The 17,715-nt window shown below is 69.1% G+C and carries 14 protein-coding genes; all 14 read right to left on the bottom strand.

Annotated features, from left to right (window positions below; all coding sequences use genetic code 11):
- Positions 1-4: 4 nt before the first annotated feature.
- Positions 5-1,981, bottom strand: coding sequence for a DNA helicase RecQ (gene recQ, locus AQI95_RS07255; protein ID WP_067119249.1), 1,977 nt, complete (start codon positions 1,979-1,981; stop codon positions 5-7).
- 218 nt (positions 1,982-2,199) lie between these two features.
- Complete coding sequence (gene nuoN, locus AQI95_RS07250) at positions 2,200-3,849, bottom strand: NADH-quinone oxidoreductase subunit NuoN (RefSeq protein WP_067119246.1); 1,650 nt, start codon at positions 3,847-3,849, stop codon at positions 2,200-2,202.
- Complete coding sequence (locus AQI95_RS07245) at positions 3,846-5,417, bottom strand: NADH-quinone oxidoreductase subunit M (protein WP_067119243.1); 1,572 nt, start codon at positions 5,415-5,417, stop codon at positions 3,846-3,848. Before AQI95_RS07245 ends, nuoN begins: the two co-directional genes overlap by 4 nt.
- A gap of 5 nt (positions 5,418-5,422) precedes the next feature.
- Positions 5,423-7,318, bottom strand: a complete 1,896-nt coding sequence (gene nuoL, locus AQI95_RS07240) for an NADH-quinone oxidoreductase subunit L (RefSeq protein ID WP_067119241.1) — start codon at positions 7,316-7,318, stop codon at positions 5,423-5,425.
- Positions 7,319-7,333: 15 nt separating this feature from the next.
- On the bottom strand, positions 7,334-7,633 hold the full coding sequence (gene nuoK, locus AQI95_RS07235) for an NADH-quinone oxidoreductase subunit NuoK (RefSeq protein ID WP_023547474.1): 300 nt from the start codon (positions 7,631-7,633) through the stop codon (positions 7,334-7,336).
- Complete coding sequence (locus AQI95_RS07230) at positions 7,630-8,472, bottom strand: NADH-quinone oxidoreductase subunit J (RefSeq protein WP_067119238.1); 843 nt, start codon at positions 8,470-8,472, stop codon at positions 7,630-7,632. Before AQI95_RS07230 ends, nuoK begins: the two co-directional genes overlap by 4 nt.
- On the bottom strand, positions 8,469-9,071 hold the full coding sequence (nuoI, locus tag AQI95_RS07225; protein WP_067119236.1) for an NADH-quinone oxidoreductase subunit NuoI: 603 nt from the start codon (positions 9,069-9,071) through the stop codon (positions 8,469-8,471). The genes AQI95_RS07230 and nuoI overlap by 4 nt, the downstream gene beginning before the upstream one ends.
- The gene (nuoH, locus tag AQI95_RS07220) at positions 9,064-10,431 is read right to left on the bottom strand and encodes an NADH-quinone oxidoreductase subunit NuoH (RefSeq protein ID WP_067119233.1); all 1,368 of its coding nucleotides are present in this window, start codon (positions 10,429-10,431) and stop codon (positions 9,064-9,066) included. The genes nuoI and nuoH overlap by 8 nt, the downstream gene beginning before the upstream one ends.
- Positions 10,428-12,932, bottom strand: a complete 2,505-nt coding sequence (locus tag AQI95_RS07215; protein WP_067119230.1) for an NADH-quinone oxidoreductase subunit G — start codon at positions 12,930-12,932, stop codon at positions 10,428-10,430. Before AQI95_RS07215 ends, nuoH begins: the two co-directional genes overlap by 4 nt.
- A complete protein-coding gene (gene nuoF / locus AQI95_RS07210; RefSeq protein WP_067119227.1) occupies positions 12,929-14,275 on the bottom strand; it encodes an NADH-quinone oxidoreductase subunit NuoF in 1,347 nt (448 codons plus the stop codon). Before nuoF ends, AQI95_RS07215 begins: the two co-directional genes overlap by 4 nt.
- Complete coding sequence (nuoE, locus tag AQI95_RS07205) at positions 14,275-15,057, bottom strand: NADH-quinone oxidoreductase subunit NuoE (RefSeq protein WP_067119224.1); 783 nt, start codon at positions 15,055-15,057, stop codon at positions 14,275-14,277. The genes nuoF and nuoE overlap by 1 nt, the downstream gene beginning before the upstream one ends.
- Entirely contained in the window at positions 15,054-16,394 is a 1,341-nt protein-coding gene (locus AQI95_RS07200) for an NADH-quinone oxidoreductase subunit D (RefSeq protein WP_067119221.1), read from the bottom strand. The genes nuoE and AQI95_RS07200 overlap by 4 nt, the downstream gene beginning before the upstream one ends.
- Positions 16,391-17,155, bottom strand: a complete 765-nt coding sequence (locus AQI95_RS07195; protein ID WP_067119217.1) for an NADH-quinone oxidoreductase subunit C — start codon at positions 17,153-17,155, stop codon at positions 16,391-16,393. The genes AQI95_RS07200 and AQI95_RS07195 overlap by 4 nt, the downstream gene beginning before the upstream one ends.
- Entirely contained in the window at positions 17,152-17,706 is a 555-nt protein-coding gene (locus AQI95_RS07190) for a NuoB/complex I 20 kDa subunit family protein (protein WP_055493096.1), read from the bottom strand. Before AQI95_RS07190 ends, AQI95_RS07195 begins: the two co-directional genes overlap by 4 nt.
- Positions 17,707-17,715: the final 9 nt, after the last annotated feature.

Below are 17,715 nucleotides of genomic sequence, written 5' to 3'. Positions count from 1 at the left end.
TCGTCTATATCCACTCGTCGGGCTCCGGCTCCTCGTCCGGCTCCGGCCAGTCGGCGTCCTGCGAGTCACCGGCGGCCGGGGCCGGCCCGCCCAGGGAGGCCAGCACCGTCAGCACGCCCTCGCCGTACATCGCCAGCTTCTTCTCGCCGACGCCGCTCACCGTGCCCAGGTCGCCCACCGAGGCGGGTTTCAGGGTGACGATCCCGCGCAGGGTGGCGTCGTTGAAGATGATGTACGGCGGGACGCCCTGCTCGCGGGCCTGTTCGGCGCGCCAGGCGCGCAGTGCCTCGAAGGCGGGCAGCAGTTCGTCGGGCAGCTCGGCCGCGGCGGCCTTGGCCTTGCCGCCGCCGGAGCCGCCCGAACGCGTCCTGGCGGCGGCCGGCTTCTTCGGCTCCTTGCGCAGCGGCACCTCCCGCTCGCGCCGCAGCACGGTGCCGCTCGCCTCGGTGAGCGCCAGAGTGCCGTACTCCCCCTCCACCGCGAGCAGTCCCTGTGCCAGCAACTGCCGGATGACGCCCCGCCATTCGGTCTCGGTCAAGTCGGTTCCGATACCGAAGACGGACAGCTGGTCGTGGTCGAACTGGATGACCTTGCCGGTGCGCTTGCCGAGCAGGATGTCGACGATCTGCACGGCGCCGAACTTCTGCCCGCGCTCGCGCTGCAGCCGTACCACCGTCGACAGGGCCTTCTGCGCGGCGATCGTGCCGTCCCAGGTCTCCGGCGGGGTGAGGCAGGTGTCGCAGTTGCCGCAGCCCGCCGCGTCGGGGGCCTGGTCGAAGTAGACGAGCAGCTGGCCGCGGCGGCACTGGGCCGTCTCGCACAGCGCGAGCATGGCGTCGACGTGGGCGGCGGCCCGCCGGCGGAACGCCTCGTCGCCCTCGCCGGACTGGATCAGCTTGCGTTGCTGTATGACGTCGTTCAGGCCGTACGCCATCCAGGCCGTCGACGCGAGCCCGTCGCGGCCCGCGCGGCCGGTTTCCTGGTAGTAGCCCTCGATCGACTTGGGCAGGTCCAGGTGGGCGACGAACCGTACGTCCGGCTTGTCGATGCCCATGCCGAAGGCGATGGTCGCCACCACGACCAGGCCCTCCTCGCGCAGGAACCGGGATTGGTGTGCCGCGCGGACGCGCGCGTCCAGGCCCGCGTGGTACGGCACCGCCTCGATGCCGTTGGCGGTCAGGAACTCCGCCGTCCGCTCCACGGAATTGCGCGAGAGGCAGTACACGATGCCGGCGTCGCCCGCGTGCTCCTCCCTGAGGAAGGCGAGCAGTTGCTTCTTGGGGTCGGCCTTGGGCACGATCCGGTATTGGATGTTGGGCCGGTCGAAACTGGCGACGAAGTGGCGGGCCGTCGGCAGGTTCAGCCGCTGGGTGATCTCCTGGTGCGTGGCGCGGGTGGCCGTGGCGGTGAGGGCGATGCGCGGGACGTCCGGCCAGCGCTCGCCGAGGAGGGACAGCGCGAGGTAGTCGGGGCGGAAGTCGTGGCCCCACTGGGAGACGCAGTGTGCCTCGTCGATCGCGAAGACGGAGATCTTGCCGCGGGAGAGCAGGTCGAGCGTGGTGTCCAGGCGCAGCCGCTCGGGTGCCAGGTACAGCAGATCCAGCTCGCCGGCCAGGAACTCGGCCTCGACCAGGCGCCGCTCGTCGAAGTCCTGCGTGGAGTTGACGAAGCCGGCTCGCACGCCGAGGGCGCGCAGGGCGTCCACCTGGTCCTGCATCAGGGCGATCAACGGGGAGATCACCACGCCCGTACCGGCTCTGACCAGGGCAGGGATCTGATAGCACAGCGACTTTCCGCCACCGGTCGGCATGAGGACGAGGGCGTCTCCGCCCGCCACCACATGCTCGATGATCTCTTCCTGCTCACCCCGGAAGGCTTCGTATCCGAAGACCCGGTGCAGCGTGGCCAGCGCCTCGCTGTCGGCCGTGCCCGGCCCCTCGGTCACCTGTGGCATCTCGCTGATCCCGCCCATCGCGCCCATCGTCCTGTCCCCCGTCGGTCCCCCGTGTGTCGTCTCTCGACCGCTGCCTCCACGATAGGGGTCCGGAGCGACAGCCTCAGAGTTATCCACAGGTCCGGTCGGTTCTCCTGCGTAACCGGGCGCTCACCGGAAGCGACCAGTCCGACTCGCCACACCCTGCGCACGCCGCTGCCCGGCACCTCGAGGGGTGCCGGGCAGCGGCAGGTACGAGAAGTGCGTCAGCGCACGAACACGCCCGCCTGGCTCGCCAGGTTCAGGAAGTACTGCGGTGCCACACCGAGGACCAGGGTCACCGCCACGCCCATGGCGATCGCCGCCATGGTCAGCGGGGACGGTACGGCCACGGTCGGGCCCTCCGGCCTCGGCTCGCTGAAGAACATGAGCACGATCACACGGATGTAGAAGAACGCGGCGATCGCCGAGGAGATCACACCGACCACGACCAGCGGGGCCGCACCGCCGTCCGCCGCCGCCTTGAACACGGCGAACTTCCCCGCGAAGCCCGAGGTCAGCGGGATGCCTGCGAAGGCCAGCAGGAACACCGCGAAAACGGCCGCCACCAACGGGGAGCGCCGGCCAAGACCCGCCCACTTCGACAGGTGCGTCGCCTCGCCGCCCGCGTCACGCACCAGGGTGACCACCGCGAAGGCGCCGATCGTCACGAAGGAGTAGCCGGCCAGGTAGAACAGGACCGACGAGACGCCGTCCTTCGATGTGGCGATGACACCCGCGAGGATGAATCCGGCGTGCGCGATGGACGAGTACGCCAGCAGCCGCTTGATGTCGGTCTGGGTGATCGCGACGATCGCACCGCCGAGCATGGTGATGATCGCCACCGCCCACATGACCGGCCGCCAGTCCCAGCGCATCCCGGGCAGGACGACGTACAGCAGGCGCAGCAGCGCGCCGAACGCGGCCACCTTCGTCGCCGCCGCCATGAAGCCGGTCACGGGTGTCGGCGCGCCCTGGTAGACGTCCGGCGTCCACATGTGGAACGGCACCGCGCCCACCTTGAACAGCAGGCCCATCACGATCAGCGCGCTGCCGAGCAGCAGCAGCGCGTCGTTGCCCATGGTGTTGGCCAGCGCCGGGTCGACGTTGGTGACCGTGCCGTCGACGACCTGGGCGATGCGCGCGTACGACACGGAGCCCGCGTAGCCGTACAGCAGGGCGATGCCGAACAGGGTGAAGGCGGAGGCGAACGCGCCGAGCAGGAAGTACTTGACCGCGGCTTCCTGCGACATCAGTCGCTTGCGGCGAGCCAGCGCGCACATCAGGTACAGCGGCAGGGAGAAGACCTCCAGGGCCACGAAAAGCGTCAGCAGGTCGTTGGCCGAGGGGAACACCAGCATGCCGGCGATCGCGAAGAGGAGGAGCGGGAAGACCTCCGTCGTGGTGAAGCCGGCCTTGACCGCCGCCTTCTCGCTGTCGCTGCCAGGTACGGAGGCGGCCTGCGCGGCGAAGGAGTCGACGCGGTTGCCGTGCGCGGCCGGGTCCAGGCGCCGCTCGGCGAAGGTGAAGAGGCCGACCAGGCCGGCCAGCAGGATGGTGCCCTGCAGGAAGAGGGACGGCCCGTCGACCGCGATCGCTCCCATGGCCGCGATGTGCGCCTTCGTGGTGCCGTAGCCGTCGGCCGCGAGCGCGACCACCGCGGCGAAAGCGGCGCACAGGGCGACGACGGACACGAACACCTGGGCGTAGTAGCGGGACTTGCGCGGGATGAACGCCTCGATGAGCACCCCGACCAGTGCGGCGCCGACGACGATCAGCGTCGGCGACAATTGTCCGTATTCGATCTTCGGCGCCGGGATCTTCGAGATCGGGTCGGCCGCGGTTGTCCACAGGCTGTGGACGGCTGTTGTGCTCACTTGGCCGCCTCCACCGAGGGCTTGGGGTCGGTCTTGTGTACGTCGGACATGGTCTGCTTGACCGCCGGGTTGACGATGTCCGTGACGGGCTTCGGATAGACGCCCAGGAAGATCAGCAGCACGATCAGCGGGGCGACGACCACGAGTTCACGCGCGCGGAGGTCGGGCATCGCCGACACCTCGGGCTTCACCGGGCCCGTCATCGTCCGCTGGTAGAGGACGAGGGTGTAGAGCGCGGCGAGGACGATGCCGAAGGTGGCGATGATGCCGATCACCGGATAGCGCGAGAACGTGCCGACCAGGACCAGGAACTCGCTCACGAACGGGGCGAGTCCGGGCAGGGAGAGGGTGGCGAGGCCGCCGATCAGGAAGGTGCCGGCGAGCACCGGGGCGACCTTCTGCACGCCTCCGTAGTCGGCGATGAGGCGCGAGCCGCGCCGGGAGATCAGGAATCCGGCGACCAGCATCAACGCGGCCGTCGAGATGCCGTGGTTGACCATGTAGAGCGTCGCGCCGGACTGGCCCTGGCTGGTCATCGCGAAGATGCCCATGATGATGAAGCCGAAGTGCGAGATCGACGCGTACGCCACCAGGCGCTTGATGTCCCGCTGGCCGACGGCGAGCAGCGCGCCGTAGACGATGCTGATCAGGGACAGGACCAGGATGGCGGGCGTCGCCCACTTGCTGGCCTCCGGGAACAGCTGGAGGCAGAAGCGGAGCATCGCGAAGGTGCCCACCTTGTCGACGACCGCGGTGATGAGGACGGCGACCGGGGCGGTGGACTCCTGCATGGCGTTGGGCAGCCAGGTGTGCAGCGGCCACAGCGGCGCCTTGACCGCGAAGGCGAAGAAGAAGCCCAGGAACAGCCAGCGTTCGGTGCTTGTCGCCATGTGCAGCGAGCCGCTCGCCCGGGCCTGAACGATCTCCTGGAGGCTGAAGTTTCCGGCCACTACGTAGAGGCCGATCACCGCGGCCAGCATGATCAGGCCGCCGACCAGGTTGTAGAGGAGGAACTTCACGGCCGCGTACGACCGCTGCGTCGAGGCCGCCGCCTCGCCCTGTGCGTGGGCGCGGTCTCCGAAGCCGCCGATGAGGAAGTACATCGGGATGAGCATGGCTTCGAAGAAGATGTAGAACAGGAAGACGTCGGTGGCCTCGAAGGAGATGACCACCATCGCCTCGACGGCGAGGATCAGGCCGAAGAAGCCCTGGGTGGGCCGCCAGCGGCGGCTGCCGGTCTCCAGTGGGTCGGCGTCGTGCCAGCCGGCGAGGATGATGAACGGGATCAACAGGGCGGTCAGCGCGATCAGTGCCACCGCGATGCCGTCCACGCCCAGCTCGTATCGCACCCCGAAGTCCGCGATCCAGGCGTGGGACTCGGTGAGCTGGTAGCGGGCGCCGCCCGGGTCGAAGCGGACCAGGACGGTGATCGCCAGGGCGAGCGTGGCGAGCGAGACGAGGAGCGCCAGCCACTTGGCGGCAGTGCGCCGCGCGGCCGGTACGGCGGCCGTCGCCACGGCCCCTACGGCCGGGAGCGCCGCCGTCGCTGTCAGCAGAGGAAAGGACATCGGTATCAGACCGCCCTCATCAGCAGGGTCGCGGCGACCAGAAGTGCCGCGCCGCCGAACATCGAGACCGCGTAGGAGCGGGCGAAGCCGTTCTGGAGTCGGCGCAGCCGTCCGGACAGGCCGCCGAAGCCGGCCGCCGTGCCGTTGACGACACCGTCGACCAGGGTGTGGTCGACGTAGACCAGGGAGCGCGTCAGGTGCTCGCCGCCGCGGACCAGGACCACGTGGTTGAAGTCGTCCTGGAGCAGGTCGCGGCGTGCCGCGCGGGTGAGCAGCGAGCCGCGCGGGGCGACGGCGGGGACGGGCTTGCGGCCGTACTGGGCCCAGGCGATGCCCACGCCGATGAGCAGGCACACCATGGTCGCGCCGGTGACCGTCCAGGCGCCTACCGGGGAGTGGCCCTCGCTGTGTCCGGTGACCGGCTCCAGCCAGTGCAGGAATCGGTCGCCGATGCTGAAGAAGGCGCCACCGAAGACCGAACCCACGGCGAGCACGATCATCGGGATCGTCATGACCCTCGGGGACTCGTGCGGGTGCGGCTCGTTGCCGTTCTCGTCCGGCTGCCAGCGCTTCTCGCCGAAGAACGTCATCAGCATCACGCGTGTCATGTAGAAGGCGGTGATGGCCGCGCCGAGCAGGGCCGCGCCGCCGAGGATCCAGCCCTCGGTGCCGCCCTTGGCGAAGGCCGCCTCGATGATCTTGTCCTTGGAGAAGAAGCCGGACAGGCCCGGGAAGCCGATGATGGCGAGGTAGCCGAGGCCGAAGGTGATGAACGTGACCGGCATGTACGTGCGCAGGCCGCCGTACTTGCGCATGTCGACCTCGTCGTTCATGCCGTGCATGACGGAGCCGGCGCCGAGGAACAGCCCGGCCTTGAAGAAGCCGTGCGTCACCAGGTGCATGATCGCGAAGACGTAGCCGATGGGGCCGAGTCCGGCGGCCAGCACCATGTAGCCGATCTGCGACATGGTCGAGCCGGCCAGCGCCTTCTTGATGTCGTCCTTGGCGCAACCGACGATCGCACCGAACAGGAGCGTGACCGCGCCGACGACGGTGACGGCGAGCTGGGCGTCGGGGGCCGCGTTGAAGATGGCTCCCGAGCGGACGATGAGGTACACGCCCGCGGTCACCATGGTGGCCGCGTGGATCAGGGCCGAGACCGGGGTCGGGCCCTCCATGGCGTCACCGAGCCAGGACTGCAGCGGCACCTGGGCGGACTTGCCGCAGGCGGCGAGCAGCAGCATCAGGCCGATGGCGGTGAGCTTGCCCTCGGAGGCCTCGGTCGCGTGGCTGAGGACCGGGCCGAAGGCGAAGCCGCCGAAGGTGGTGAACATCAGCATGATCGCGATCGACAGGCCCATGTCGCCGACGCGGTTGACCAGGAAGGCCTTCTTCGCGGCCGTCGCGGCGCTGGGCTTGTGCTGCCAGAAGCCGATCAGCAGGTACGAGGCGAGACCGACGCCCTCCCAGCCGACGTACAGCAGCAGGTAGTTGTCGGCGAGGACGAGCAGCAGCATCGCCGCGAGGAACAGGTTCAGATAGCCGAAGAAGCGGCGGCGCCGCTCGTCGTGCTCCATGTACCCGACCGAGTAGAGGTGGATCAGGGAGCCGACGCCGGTGATGAGCAGGACGAACGTCATCGACAGCTGGTCCAGGCGGAAGGTGACGTCCGCTTGGAAGCCGGCCACCGGGACCCAGGTGAACAGGTGCTTGATCAGGGTGCGGTGTTCGGCGTTCTTGCCGAGCAGGTCGACGAAGAGGATCAGGCCGAACACGAAGGATGTGGCCGACAGGAGCGTGCCGACCCAGTGGCCGACGCGGTCCAGGCGCCGGCCGCCGACCAACAGGACGGCCGCTCCGAGCAGGGGCGCCGCGATGAGCAGCGCGATCAGGTTCTCCACGATTCTTCCGACCCCTTACAGCTTCATCAGGCTGGCGTCGTCGACCGAGGCCGAGTGGCGGGTACGGAACAGCGACACGATGATCGCGAGGCCCACCACGACCTCCGCGGCGGCGACGACCATCGTGAAGAAGGCGATGATCTGGCCGTCGAGGTTGCCGTGCATCCGGGAGAAGGTGACGAACGCGAGGTTGCAGGCGTTCAGCATCAGCTCGATGCACATGAAGACCACGATGGCGTTGCGCCGGATCAGGACGCCGGTCGCACCGATCGTGAACAACAGGGCGGCGAGGTAGAGATAGTTGACCGGGTTCACTTCGACGCCTCCTCGGGCCGCTTGAACGTCGCCGGTTCGATCTCCGTGCGCTCCAGGCGTTCCTCGGATCGCTGTTCCAGGGCACGCAGCTCGCCCAACGCCTCGGCGGACACGTCACGGATCTGGCCGCGCTCACGCAGCGTCTTGTTGACGGTCAGCTCGGACGGGGTGCCGTCGGGGAGCAGGCCCGCGATGTCCACGGCGTTGTGCCGGGCGTAGACACCGGGGGCGGGCAGCGGCGGTACGTGCGTGCCCTCGCGGACGCGCTGCTCGGACAGCTCGCGCTGGGTCTTGGCGCGCTCGGTGCGCTCGCGGTGGGTGAGCACCATGGCGCCGACGGCGGCCGTGATCAGCAGGGCGCCGGTGATTTCGAAGGCGAAGACGTACTTGGTGAAGATGAGGGAGGCGAGGCCTTCCACATTGCCGTTCGCGTTCGCCCGGCCGGTGCCGGTGAACTCCTTCAGGGAAGCGTTCCCGATGCCCACGAGCAGCAGGACACCGAAGCCCACCCCGCACAGAAGGGCCAGCCAGCGCTGGCCCTTGATGGTCTCCTTCAAGGAGTCGGCGGCCGTGACGCCGACGAGCATCACCACGAACAGGAACAGCATCATGATCGCGCCGGTGTAGACGACGATCTGCACGATTCCCAGGAAGTAGGCGCCGTTGGCGAGGTAGAACACCGCCAGGACGATCATGGTTCCGGCGAGGCAGAGCGCGCTGTGCACGGCCTTCTTCATGAAGACGGTGCACAGGGCGCCGATCACCGCGACGGTGCCGAGGACCCAGAACTGGAAGGCCTCACCGGTGGAGGTGGTGTAGGCGGCGAGCTGCGCGCTCATGCGTCCGCCTCCTGGTCTTCCGGCTTCTCGCCCTTGGACACGGGCACCTGCCGTACGGTGCCGGGCGCGGCCTGGGTGACCAGACCGCGGTAGTAGTCCTGCTCGTCCGTCCCCGGGAAGATCGCGTGGGGCGTGTCGACCATGCCCTCTTCGAGGCCGGCCAGGAGCTGTTCCTTGGTGTAGATGAGGTTGGCGCGGCTGGAGTCGGCCAGTTCGAACTCGTTGGTCATCGTCAGCGCGCGCGTGGGGCACGCCTCGATGCACAGTCCGCACAGGATGCAGCGGGCGTAGTTGATCTGGTAGACGCGGCCGTACCGCTCGCCCGGCGAGTAGCGTTCCTCGTCGGTGTTGTCGGCGCCCTCCACGTAGATGGCGTCGGCGGGGCAGGCCCAGGCGCACAGCTCGCAGCCGACGCACTTCTCCAGGCCGTCCGGATGGCGGTTGAGCTGGTGCCGTCCGTGGAACCGCGGGGCCGTGGTCTTCTTCTGCTCCGGGTACTGCTCGGTCAGCCGCCGCTTGAACATGGCCTTGAAGGTCACGCCGAAGCCGGCTACGGGGTTCTGGAAACCGGGCTTGGTCTCCTTGGGCTCCTCAGCCATCGGACGCCTTCTTTCCATCCGAAGATCCGTCACTGACAGTGTCCGTCCCACCACTGACAATCAGCTCCCGCTCTCCCCATCGCGGGCGGCGCCTCGGCACCGGTGGCAGCTCCTGCCCGGGCAGCGGCGGTACCGGGAACCCGCCGGCCATCGGGTCGAATCCGGCCTCTTGGGCGGCGGACCGCCCGGCCGTGTCGGCCTTCTCCCGGAACATGTCGGCGACGAAGGAGATCAGCAGCAGGGCCAGGACTCCGCCGCCCACGTAGAGGGCGATGTCGGCGAAGTCGTAGTGCTCGTTGCGCAGGGCCCGTACGGTCGCCACCAGCATCAGCCAGGTCACGGAGACCGGGATGAGGACCTTCCAGCCGAGCTTCATCAGCTGGTCGTAGCGGACCCGCGGGAGCGTGCCGCGCAGCCAGATGAAGAAGAACAGCAGCAGCTGGACCTTGATCACGAACCAGAGCAGCGGCCACCAGCCGTGGTTCGCGCCCGCCCAGAAGGCGCTGATCGGCCAGGGGGCGCGCCAGCCGCCGAGGAACAGGGTGGTCGACACGGCCGAGACTGTCACCATGTTCACGTACTCGGCGAGCATGAACATCGCGAACTTGATGGACGAGTACTCGGTGTTGAAGCCGCCGACCAGGTCGCCCTCGGACTCCGGCATGTCGAAGGGGGCGCGGTTGGTCTCGCCGACCATCGTGATGATGTAGAGGATGAAGGAGACCGGCAGCAGCAGGATGTACCAGCGGTCGTGCTGCTGCTCCACGATCGTGGACGTCGACATCGACCCCGAGTAGAGGAACACGGAGGCGAACGCGGCGCCCATGGCGATCTCGTAGGAGATCATCTGCGCGCAGGAGCGCAGGCCGCCGAGGAGCGGGTAGGTGGATCCGGAACTCCAGCCCGCCAGCACGATGCCGTAGATGCCGACGGAGGCGACCGCGAGGATGTAGAGCATCGCGATCGGCAGGTCGGTGAGTTGCATCGTGGTGCGGTGGCCGAAGATCGAGATCTCGTTGCCGGCCGGGCCGAAGGGGATCACCGCGATCGCCATGAAGGCCGGGACGGCCGCGACGATCGGCGCGAGGATGTAGACGACCTTGTCCGCGCGCTTGACGATGATGTCTTCCTTGAGCATCAGCTTCACGCCGTCGGCGAGCGACTGGAGCATGCCCCAGGGGCCGTGCCGGTTGGGGCCGATGCGCAGCTGCATCCAGGCGACGACCTTGCGCTCCCAGACGATGGAGAACAGCACGGTCACCATCAGGAAGGCGAAGCAGAACACGGCCTTGACGACGACCAGCCACCAGGGGTCGCGGCCGAACATCGAGAGGTCTTCAGCTGCGAGGTACGGGCTCATGCCTCCACCTCCTTGGGGGCCGGTTCGGCGAGTGCCGACGGGCCGATGCGGACGAGGGAGCCGGGCTGTGCCCCGGTGTCGGAGGCGACGCCGGCACCGACGGAGTTCAGCGGGAGCCAGACCACCCGGTCGGGCATCTCGGTGATCTGCAGCGGGAGTTCGACCGAGCCGGCCGGTCCCGTGACGGCGAAGAGGTCGCCGTCCGCCACGCCCGCCTCGGCGGCCGTAGCGGCGGACACGCGCGCGCGGGCGGCGTGCCGGGTGCCTGCGAGCGCCTCGTCGCCCTCCTGAAGGACGCCGTGGTCGAGCAGCAGCCGGTGCCCGGCGAGTACGGCCTCGCCGGCGGCCGGGCGGGCCAGTGCGCCCGCGGACTCCTGGGGCTCGGTGGCGCGCGGGCCGTCCCAGGAGCCGAGCCGGTCGATCTCCGCGCGCGTGGTGCGCAGATCCGGCAGGCCCAGGTGGACGTCCATGGCGTCGGCGAGCATCTGCAGCACGCGCGCGTCGGTCGGTGCCAGGCGGCGGGTCATCTGGTCGGGCTTGAGCGCGGCGTCGAAGAAGCGCGCCCTGCCCTCCCAGTTGAGGAAGGTGCCCGCCTTCTCGGCGACCGCGGCGACCGGCAGGACGACGTCGGCGTGCTCGGTGACCTCGCTGGGCCGCAGTTCCAGCGACACCAGGAAGCCGACGCTGTCGAGCGCTTCACGCGCGCGTGCCGGGTCGGGCAGGTCGGCGACCTCGACGCCGGCGACGACGAGCGCCGACAGTTCACCGGTGGCGGCGGCCTCCACGATGTGGTGGGTGTCGCGGCCGTAGTGCAGCGGGAGTTCGGCGAGACCCCAGGCGGTGGCCACCTCGTCCCGCGCGCGCGGGTCGGTCGCCGGGCGGCCGCCCGGCAGCAGCGACGGCAGCGCGCCCACCTCGACGGCGCCGCGCTCACCGGCCCGGCGTGGGATCCACACCAGCTGGGCGCCGGTCGCGGTGGCGGCGCGTACGGCGGCGGTGAGGCCGCCGACGACGCTGGCGAGCCGCTCTCCGACGACGATGACCGCGCCTTCGGTGCGCAGCGCCTCGGCGGCGCGGGCGCCGAGTTCCTCCAGGCCGACGCCGCTCGCGAGGGCGTCGAGCCATTCGGTCTCGGTGCCCGGCGCGGCCGGCAGCAGTGTGCCGCCCGCCTTCTGAAGGCCCCGGGTGGTGTGCGTGGCCAAGCCGAACACCTGCTGCTTGTGCTTGCGCCAGGCCTTGCGCAGCCGCAGGAAGACGCCGGGCGCCTCCTCCTCCGACTCGAGGCCGACCAGCAGAACGGCGGGCGCCTTCTCCAGGGACGTGTACGTGACGCCCGTACCGTCGAGGTCACGGCCGCGGCCGGCCACCTCGCAGGCCAGGAAGTCGGCTTCCTCGCCGCTGTGCACGCGCGCGCGGAAGTCGATGTCGTTCGTGTCGAGCGCCACGCGCGCGAACTTGCTGTACGCGTAGGCGTCCTCGACGGTCAGCCTGCCACCGATCAGGACGCCGGCCCGGGAGCGGGCCGTGCCCAGTCCCCGCGCGGCCGCGTCCAGCGCCTCCGGCCAGGAAGCCGGCTCCAGGACGCCGTCGGCGTTGCGGACGAGCGGGGTGTCGAGGCGGTCCTTGAGCTGCGCGTAGCGGAACGCGAAGCGTCCCTTGTCGCAGATCCACTCCTCGTTGACCTCGGGGTCGTTGGCGGCGAGCCGTCGCATGACCTTGCCGCGCCGGTGGTCGGTGCGGGTGGCGCAGCCGCCGGAGCAGTGCTCGCAGACCGAGGGCGAGGAGACCAGGTCGAAGGGCCGGGAGCGGAAGCGGTAGGCCGCCGAGGTCAGCGCGCCGACCGGGCAGATCTGGATGGTGTTGCCGGAGAAGTACGACTCGAACGGGTCGCCCTCGCCGGTGCCGACCTGCTGGAGCGCGCCCCGCTCGATCAGCTCGATCATCGGGTCGCCCGCGATCTGGTTGGAGAACCGGGTGCAGCGGGCGCACAGCACGCATCGCTCGCGGTCCAGGAGCACCTGGGTGGAGATCGGTACGGGCTTTTCGTAGGTGCGCTTCTTGCCCTCGAAGCGGGAGTCGGCGTTGCCGTGCGACATGGCCTGGTTCTGCAGCGGGCACTCGCCGCCCTTGTCGCAGACCGGGCAGTCCAGCGGGTGGTTGATGAGCAGCAGCTCCATCACACCGTGCTGGGCCTTCTCGGCGACCGGCGAGGTGAGCTGGGTCTTGACCACCATGCCGTCGGTGCAGGTGATGGTGCAGGACGCCATGGGCTTGCGCTGGCCCTCGACCTCGACGATGCACTGCCGGCAGGCGCCGGCGGGGTCGAGCAGGGGGTGGTCGCAGAACCGGGGGACCTCGATGCCGAGCTGCTCGGCGGCCCGGATGACCAGGGTGCCCTTGGGCACGCTGATCTCGAGGCCGTCGATCGTCAGCGCGACGAGGTCCTCCGGCGGGACCGCCGCCTCTCCCCCGCCCGAGGGAGCACTGGTGGTCACGGTCATGCGTTCACCTCCGGGCGGTCCGCCCAGGCCGTCGACTTGGCCGGGTCGAAGGGGCAGCCCCGGCCCGTGATGTGCTGCGCGTACTCCTCACGGAAGTACTTCAGCGAGGAGAAGATCGGGGACGCGGCGCCGTCGCCGAGGGCGCAGAAGGACTTGCCGTTGATGTTGTCGGCGATGTCGGCGAGCTTGTCGAGGTCGGACATGACGCCCTTGCCGGCCTCGATGTCCCGCAGCAACTGCACCAGCCAGTACGTTCCTTCGCGGCAGGGCGTGCACTTGCCGCAGGACTCGTGGGCGTAGAACTCGGTCCAGCGGGTCACCGCCCGCACCACGCAGGTCGTCTCGTCGAAGCACTGCAGGGCCTTCGTACCGAGCATGGAACCCGCGGCGCCCACCCCTTCGTAGTCGAGGGGGACGTCGAGGTGCTCGTCGGTGAACATCGGTGTCGAGGAGCCGCCCGGCGTCCAGAACTTCAGGCGGTGGCCGGGGCGCATCCCGCCGCTCATGTCGAGCAGCTGGCGGAGTGTGATGCCGAGCGGGGCCTCGTACTGGCCTGGGCTGGCGACGTGGCCGCTGAGCGAGTAGAGCGTGAAGCCCGGGGACTTCTCGCTGCCCATCGACCTGAACCATTCTTTCCCGTTTTGCAGGATCGCGGGAACCGACGCGATCGACTCGACGTTATTCACCACAGTCGGACAGGCGTAGAGGCCTTCCACCGCAGGGAAGGGGGGACGCAGCCGCGGTTGACCACGGCGGCCTTCGAGCGAGTCGAGCAGTGCGGTCTCCTCACCGCAGATGTACGCGCCGGCGCCCGCGTGCACGGTGAGATGGAGGTCGAGCCCGCTGCCCAGGATGTTCTCGCCGAGGTAGCCCGCCGCGTAGGCCTCGCGCACGGCCTCGTGCAACCGCCGCAGAACGGGGACGACTTCACCACGCAGATAGATGAAGGCATGCGACGACCTGATGGCATAGCACGCGATCACCATGCCCTCGATGAGGCTATGCGGGTTCGCGAAGAGGAGCGGGATGTCCTTGCACGTCCCGGGCTCCGATTCGTCGGCGTTGACAACTAGATAGTGCGGTTTTCCATCTCCCTGCGGAATGAACTGCCACTTCATTCCGGTCGGGAATCCCGCGCCTCCGCGGCCGCGCAGACCGGAGTCCTTGACGTACGCGATCACGTCGTCGGGCGACATGGCGAGCGCCTTGCGGAGCCCCTCGTACCCCTCGTGCCTCCGGTAGACGTCCAGAGTCCAGGACCGGTCCTCGTCCCAGAAGGCCGACAGCACGGGTGCGAGCAGCTTCTCGGGGCTGGTGTCCTTGAGTTCAGGTGTCACGGTCATCACTCCCCCTCCTCTTCGGCCTGGCCCGCGGAAGGCGCGTCCTGGGGTTCCTGCGCACGCGGATGGACCACGCGCGCGGGTGCGGCCTCTCCCCTTGCCAGGCGAAGGCCCACCAGCGACGGCGGTCCCGCACTGCCGCCCTCCTCGACGGCCCCGGGCCGCTCGTCGGGGAAGCCGGCCAGGATCCGCGCGGTCTCCTTGAACGTGCACAGCCGCGCTCCACGCGTGGGTTGCACGGGCCGTCCCGCGCGCAGATCGTCGACCAGGCTCTTGGCGCTGCCCGGCGTCTGGTTGTCGAAGAACTCCCAGTTGACCATCACGACCGGCGCGAAGTCGCAGGCCGCGTTGCACTCGATGTGCTCCAGGGTGACCTTGCCGTCGTCGGTGGTCTCGCCGTTGCCGACGCCGAGGTGCTCCTGAAGGGTCTCGAAGATCGCGTCTCCGCCCATCACCGCGCACAGGGTGTTGGTGCACACACCGACCTGGTAGTCGCCGGAAGGCCGGCGCCGGTACATGGTGTAGAAGGTCGCGACGGCGGTGACCTCGGCCGTGGTCAGGTCCAGCATGTCCGCGCAGAACTGCATTCCGGTGCGCGTGACATGGCCCTCCTGCGACTGCACGAGGTGGAGCAGCGGGAGCAGGGCGGACCGGGAGTCCGGGTAGCGCGCGACGACCTCGCGCGCGTCCGCCTCCAGCCGGGCCCGGACGTCGTCCGGGTACGCGGGCGCGGGCAGTTCGGGCATGCCCAGGCTGACGCCCCGCTCCGAAGAAGAGGTGGTCACCGGTCGACGCCTCCCATCACGGGGTCGATGGACGCGACGGCGACGATGACGTCGGCGACCTGGCCGCCTTCGCACATCGCCGCCATGGCCTGCAGGTTGGTGAAGGACGGGTCGCGGAAGTGGACCCGGTAGGGGCGGGTGCCACCGTCGGAGACGACGTGCACGCCCAGCTCGCCCTTGGGGGACTCGACGGCCGCGTACGCCTGTCCGGGCGGGACGCGGAAGCCCTCGGTGACGAGCTTGAAGTGGTGGATCAGGGCCTCCATGGAGGTGCCCATGATCTTCTTGATGTGGTCGAGGGAGTTGCCGAGTCCGTCCGGTCCCAGGGCGAGCTGGGCGGGCCAGGCGATCTTCTTGTCGGCGACCATGACCGGGCCGGGCTGGAGCCGGTCCAGGCACTGCTCGACGATCCTGAGCGACTGGCGCATCTCCTCCAGGCGGACGAGGAAGCGGCCGTAGGAGTCGCAGGTGTCGGCGGTCGGGATGTCGAAGTCGTACGTCTCGTAGTCGCAGTACGGCTGCGCCTTGCGCAGGTCGTGCGGCAGGCCGGTGGAGCGCAGGATCGGTCCGGTGGCGCCGAGGGCCATGCAGCCGGCCAGGTCGAGATAGCCGACGTCCTGCATGCGGGCCTTGAAGATGGGGTTCCCGGTGGCGAGCTTGTCGTACTCCGGGAGGTTCTTCTTCATCTTCTTCACGAACTCGCGGATCTGGTCCACCGCTCCGGGCGGCAGGTCCTGGGCGAGTCCGCCCGGCCGGATGTACGCGTGGTTCATCCTGAGGCCGGTGATCAGCTCGTAGAGGTCGAGAATCATTTCACGATCACGGAAGCCGTAGATCATGATCGTGGTGGCGCCCAGCTCCATGCCGCCTGTGGCGATGCACACCAGGTGGGAGGACATCCGGTTCAGCTCCATCAGGAGCACCCGGATGATCTTGGCGCGCTCGGTGATCTGGTCCTCGATGCCGAGGAGTTTCTCGACGGCGAGGCAGTAGGCGGTCTCGTTGAAGAAGGACGTCAGGTAGTCCATGCGCGTGACGAAGGTGGTGCCCTGCGTCCACGTGCGGAACTCGAGGTTCTTCTCGATGCCGGTGTGCAGATAGCCGATGCCGCAGCGGGCCTCGGTGACCGTCTCGCCCTCGATCTCCAGGATCAGACGGAGCACTCCGTGGGTGGAGGGGTGCTGGGGACCCATGTTGACGACGATGCGTTCGTCGTCGGCGCGGGTCGCGGACTGGACGATCTCGTCCCAGTCGCCGCCGGTGACCGTATATACGGTGCCCTCGGTGGTCTCGCGTGTCGATGCGGCCGACGCGGCGTCTGCTGACTGCGTGCTCACGAGTACGACCTCCGCTGGTCCGGAGCCGGGATCTGGGCGCCCTTGTACTCGACGGGGATGCCGCCGAGGGGGTAGTCCTTGCGCTGCGGATGGCCCTGCCAGTCGTCCGGCATCATGATCCGCGTCAGGGCCGGGTGACCGTCGAAGACGATGCCGAAGAAGTCGTAGGTCTCGCGCTCGTGCCAGTCGTTCGTCGGGAAGACGGGGACGAGGGACGGGATGCGCGGGTCGGCGTCGGGGGCGCTGACTTCGAGGCGGATCAGCCGGTTGTGGGTGATCGAGCGCAGGTGGTAGACGGCGTGCAGCTCGCGGCCCTTGTCGTGCGGGTAGTGGACGCCGCTGACGCCGGTGCACAGCTCGAAGCGCAGAGCCGGGTCGTCGCGCAGGGTGCGGGCGACGCGCACCAGGTGCTCGCGTTCGACGTGGAAGGTCAGCTCGCCGCGGTCGACGACCGTCTTCTCGACGGCGTTGCCGGGGAGGAGTCCCTGTTCCTCCAGGGCGCCTTCGAGTTCGTCGGCGACCTCGTCGAACCAGCCGCCGTACGGCCTGCTCGCCGGTCCCGGAAGTCGGACCGAACGGACGAGACCGCCGTAGCCGGAGGTGTCGCCGCCGTTGTCGGCGCCGAACATCCCGCGCTGGACGCGGATCTCCTCGCCGCCCTGGCCACGCTGGCCGGGGAGGTTGGAAGCGGAGAGGTCCTTCTCGGGGTTCACCCCGTTCGCGGACCCGTTCGCGCCGTTGGTGCCGTTCGCGTCGCTCACCGCAGCAGCCCCTTCATCTCGATCGTGGGCAGGGCCTTGAGCGCCGCCTCCTCCGCCTCGCGGGCGGCCTCCTCGGCGTTGACGCCGAGCTTGGAGGTCTGGATCTTGTGGTGGAGCTTGAGGATCGCGTCCATCAGCATCTCGGGGCGGGGCGGACAGCCCGGCAGGTAGATGTCGACCGGGACGATGTGGTCGACGCCCTGGACGATCGCGTAGTTGTTGAACATGCCGCCCGAGGAGGCGCAGACGCCCATGGAGATCACCCATTTCGGGCTGGGCATCTGGTCGTAGACCTGCCTGAGCACCGGCGCCATCTTCTGGCTGACCCGGCCGGCGACGATCATCAGGTCCGCCTGGCGCGGCGAGCCGCGGAAGACCTCCATGCCGAAGCGCGCCAGGTCGTATCGGCCGGCGCCGGTGGTCATCATCTCGATGGCGCAGCAGGCGAGGCCGAAGGTGGCCGGGAAGACGGACGCCTTGCGCACCCAGCCCGCGGCCTGCTCGACGGTGGTCAGCAGGAAGCCGCTCGGCAGCTTTTCTTCGAGTCCCATGTCTCTAAA

The organism is Streptomyces yokosukanensis (genome assembly GCF_001514035.1).
Lineage (GTDB): Bacteria > Actinomycetota > Actinomycetes > Streptomycetales > Streptomycetaceae > Streptomyces > Streptomyces yokosukanensis.
Note: the sequence above shows the minus strand (reverse complement) of the source record. Positions and strands in the feature narration are given on the sequence as shown.

What these genes read in the sequence shown, in the direction of transcription:
- nuoI (WP_067119236.1), bottom strand. Translation starts at nt 9,071, where the DNA reads ATGGCTGAGGAGCCCAAGGAGACCAAGCCCGGTTTCCAGAACCCCGTA.
- recQ (WP_067119249.1), bottom strand. Translation starts at nt 1,981, where the DNA reads ATGGGCGCGATGGGCGGGATCAGCGAGATGCCACAGGTGACCGAGGGG.
- AQI95_RS07245 (WP_067119243.1), bottom strand. Translation starts at nt 5,417, where the DNA reads ATGTCCTTTCCTCTGCTGACAGCGACGGCGGCGCTCCCGGCCGTAGGG.
- nuoF (WP_067119227.1), bottom strand. Translation starts at nt 14,275, where the DNA reads ATGACCGTGACACCTGAACTCAAGGACACCAGCCCCGAGAAGCTGCTC.
- AQI95_RS07190 (WP_055493096.1), bottom strand. Translation starts at nt 17,706, where the DNA reads ATGGGACTCGAAGAAAAGCTGCCGAGCGGCTTCCTGCTGACCACCGTC.
- AQI95_RS07215 (WP_067119230.1), bottom strand. Translation starts at nt 12,932, where the DNA reads ATGACCGTGACCACCAGTGCTCCCTCGGGCGGGGGAGAGGCGGCGGTC.
- nuoH (WP_067119233.1), bottom strand. Translation starts at nt 10,431, where the DNA reads ATGAGCCCGTACCTCGCAGCTGAAGACCTCTCGATGTTCGGCCGCGAC.
- AQI95_RS07230 (WP_067119238.1), bottom strand. Translation starts at nt 8,472, where the DNA reads ATGAGCGCGCAGCTCGCCGCCTACACCACCTCCACCGGTGAGGCCTTC.